1 pseudogene is annotated in these 418 nt (G+C 77.3%); it reads left to right on the plus strand.

The features are described from left to right. Positions 1-418 (plus strand): annotated as a pseudogene (locus B9S61_RS12175) (nucleopolyhedrovirus P10 family protein); the annotation flags it as partial.

Below are 418 nucleotides of genomic sequence, written 5' to 3' on the forward strand. Positions count from 1 at the left end.
GCGGCACAGCCGCTGCCGGTGACGGCGTCCCGTCTGCGTGCGGCCCTGTCCGAGGCGGCGGCGGAGCGGATCGGGCTGGTGGTGACGGAGGTGGACCTGCGAGTGACGGAGCTGCTGGACGCCGAGCCGCCGACGCCGACCGCCACCCGGACGGGTGAGTCCGATCCGGCCGATCCGGTGGGTCCGGTGGGTCCCGGCGGCTCGGAGACGGTCCGGGTCGCGGCCGCCACGCTCGCCGTCCCCGGGGTGACACGGCTGACGGGCGCGCCGGTCCACCCGGTACATCTGTCCGAACACGCGAGCGGTGCGGCGCTGCCCCGGCGGCATGTGCGCGTGGACCTCGCCGTCCGGGTGGATCACCGTCCCCTGGAGGTGGCCCGAGCGGTCCGGGAGGCCGTGTCGGCGGCCCTGCCGGACC

The sequence above is a fragment of the Streptomyces sp. SM1 genome, assembly GCF_002910825.1.
Taxonomy (GTDB): Bacteria; Actinomycetota; Actinomycetes; order Streptomycetales; family Streptomycetaceae; genus Streptomyces; species Streptomyces okerensis.